This window comes from Staphylococcus sp. GDX8P80P (genome assembly GCF_017893095.1).
GTDB classification, from domain to species: Bacteria; Bacillota; Bacilli; order Staphylococcales; family Staphylococcaceae; genus Staphylococcus; species Staphylococcus borealis.
In genome coordinates, this window is the sequence record NZ_JAESMI010000179.1 from 1 (window position 1) to 3,193 (window position 3,193).

The 3,193-nt window shown below is 33.9% G+C and carries 2 protein-coding genes and 1 pseudogene; 2 read left to right on the forward strand and 1 reads right to left on the reverse strand.

Annotation, left to right across the window (positions count from 1 at the left end):
• Positions 1 to 77 precede the first annotated feature (77 nt).
• Positions 78 to 291 (reverse strand): annotated as a pseudogene (locus KA858_RS13120) (IS5/IS1182 family transposase); the annotation flags it as partial.
• A 242-nt stretch (positions 292 to 533) separates the two neighbouring features.
• Here KA858_RS13120 and KA858_RS12145 point away from each other — a divergent pair.
• Together KA858_RS12145 and KA858_RS12150 are read left to right on the forward strand one after the other, a co-directional pair.
• The gene (locus KA858_RS12145; RefSeq protein ID WP_107629608.1) at positions 534 to 1,601 is read left to right on the forward strand and encodes a YkvI family membrane protein; all 1,068 of its coding nucleotides are present in this window, start codon (positions 534 to 536) and stop codon (positions 1,599 to 1,601) included.
• Between the two features lie 256 nt (positions 1,602 to 1,857).
• Entirely contained in the window at positions 1,858 to 2,904 is a 1,047-nt protein-coding gene (locus tag KA858_RS12150; RefSeq protein WP_210135819.1) for an alpha/beta hydrolase, read from the forward strand.
• Positions 2,905 to 3,193: the final 289 nt, after the last annotated feature.

Here is a 3,193-nt window from a genome sequence, read left to right on the forward strand (position 1 = left end):
TTTGGATTTATGAAGGCTATTTTGGGTTTCACTCGGATGTCTGTCCGAGGACTCAATAAAGTCAAAAGAGAACTTGGTTTTGTATTAATGGCACTTAATATAAATCCTAGTTCTCTTTTGACTTTATATATCCATTGTACAGACATTCAAGTGAAACCCAAGGTAGCCTTCATAAATTCAAAAACAGACCTCACATCAATTTTCCTTTGGCTGTAGATGATTTTTTATTTTTGATTTTGCAAGCATTCTATTAATTTAGGCTTTAAAACATTCCCAATTATAATGCTTCATTCATTTTTTTATGTGATATTTATCATAAACGTAATATAAATTACGATGTGCTTAGTTACTTATTTATGGAAAATGAGGTAAGAATAATAATTTTTTTAGAAATTTTAAATCTTTAATAAGCGTATATAACATAGTGGTTATAGCCGATAAACGGCGTGTCGCAACTAGTATACACTGTTGCATATTATTTGTAGTACGTTATAATGCACAATGTGTCAAATTTAAGGAGGTTATATTTTCGCATGGGATTAAATAAAGAAGCTGTAAAAATTGGTTTCGCCTATGTCGGCATTGTAGTAGGTGCCGGATTCTCAACTGGACAAGAAGTTATGCAATTCTTTACACCATATGGTTTATGGTCATATATCGGTGTACTTATTTCAGGTTTAATTCTTGGCTTCATTGGTAGACAAGTAGCTAAGATAGGTACCGCGTTTGAAGCTACAAACCATGAGTCAACATTACAATATTTATTCGGGGAAAAGTTTAGCAAAATCTTCGATTATATATTAGTATTCTTTTTATTCGGTATTGCAGTTACTATGATTGCAGGCTCTGGTTCAACATTCCAAGAGAGTTTTGGTATACCTACATGGTTAGGTGCCTTAATTATGACGATTGTCATTTATTTAACATTATTATTAGACTTCAACAAAATTGTGAGCGCGCTTGGTATCGTAACACCATTCTTAATTATTATGGTAATACTTATTGCCGTTTACTACTTATTTGCAGGTAGCGTTCCATTAAACGAAGTTAACAGTACAGTTGATAAAACAAGTGCATTTTGGGGTGTAATTAGAGGCTTAATGTACGGAGGACTAGCTTTTGCAGTTGGCTTTAGTACGGTTGTTGCTATTGGTGGCGACGCTTCTAAACGTAAAATTTCAGGTGGAGGTGCAATGTTTGGCGGTGTGATTTACACAATCTTATTAGCCTTAATCAACTTTGCATTACAATCTGAATATCCTAAAATTAAAAATGTTGAAATTCCAACATTAACATTAGCTAATGCTATACATCCTTGGATTGGTCTTGTTTTAACTGTCATTATGTTAGCAGTTATGTACAATACAATTTTAGGACTATGCTATTCATTCGCAGCACGTTTCACAGAACCATATAGTAAAAAATATCACGTTTTCATTGCTATTATGATGGTTGCTGCGTTTATTCTAAGCTTTGTAGGATTTGCAGACTTAATTAACTTCCTTTATAACATTATGGGTGTTGTCGGTCTGTTTATCGTAGTTGCAGTATTAATTAAATATTATTTACGTAAGAGTGATAATAAAGACCATATCGCTTAGATTTAAAACAGCTATACTTTACAATTTAAATTGAATGTTTTAATGTAAAAGAGGCTGGGACATAAATAATATAATGAAGCTATTTTTGCAAATTCGCAGTAGCTGACTGTACTAAGAAGGCGCTTAAATCAAGCTTTTCTCAGTTCTAGTCATCCTTGCGGGGGTGGGACGACGAATTTTAAAAGAATTCTGTCCCACTCCCTTTCTATTAAAAAGCGGACAAACCGTCTATAATCAATTGAAAGGATCATAAGGAATGAATACTCAGAAAAAATGGGCGATGATTACTGGTGTCACAATTATGATCGTCAGTATCGTAGTTGCTTTAGGGTTATATCACCACCAACAAGAAAGTGAAAAACGCAAACAGCAGCGTGAGAAAGTTCAAATTAATAACCCTAACGTCAAACTATTTCAAAATATTACATACAATAATCATCTTCCTAAAAGTCAACTTGATATCATGATGCCTGACGATGTAGATAAGGATACTCAATTACCGGTTATCTTCTGGATGCACGGTGGTGGCTATGTTGCAGGTGATAAACAATACAAAAATCCATTACTATCTCAAATTGTTGAGCAAGGATATGTAGTAGTCAACGTTAACTATGCTTTAGCGCCTAACTATAAGTATCCTACACCTCTTATTCAATTTGATGACGCCATTCAATTTATTAAGCATAATAAAGACCGTTTCCCAATCGATTTAAACCAAGTCATTATCGGTGGTGATTCTGCCGGTGCACAACTAACGAGTCAATATGTTGCTATGCAAACAAACAGTACTTTACGAAACGAAATGGGATTTGAACAGCGTTTTACCCCCTCACAAATTAAAGGTGCTATCTTTTTCGGTGGGTTTTATGATATGAAGACTGTAAGAGAAACTGAATTTCCAAGAATTCAAATGTTTATGCATAGTTATACAGGTGCAACACATTGGGAAACTGATTTTAAAAATATTTCTCAAATGTCAACCATTAATCAAGTGACTAAGGATTATCCTTCAACATATTTATCAGTAGGTGATGCGGATCCTTTCTATAGTCAAAACATTGAATTTTATCGCAAATTGAAAGAGGAGAATATACCGGCAAGTACATTGTTTTATGATGGTTCACATCATTTACATCATCAATATCAATTCCATCTAGACAAACCAGAATCTAAAGAGAACATGAAACGTGTACTTGCATTCCTAAGTAGAAATACGTCGTCATCTGGTGTAGAACAAAATTACCAATCACCATTTGATGGATCAACAGGTTCAGATAGTCATTTTTCTTTATCTCCGTATTAGAAGCGGTGTGCTGCTAGCATTAGTTACACGATAATGAGGAAGCGTGTGAGTGACGCATAACATCATAGCTTATGTCCAATATCCAATGATGACTATATAGTGTTGAGGTGTTTAGAGCGTCGTTTATATAAAAAGGTATGTATAACCAAAACAGTGGGAGTAGGACACCGAAATAATATTTTCTTAAAATATATTTTGGTATCCCACTCCCATTTCCTACGATTAGTCAAGTACTTATCATTAAAATAAGCATTACTTAACTAAACCGTTCAATTTGAATGAACATGAT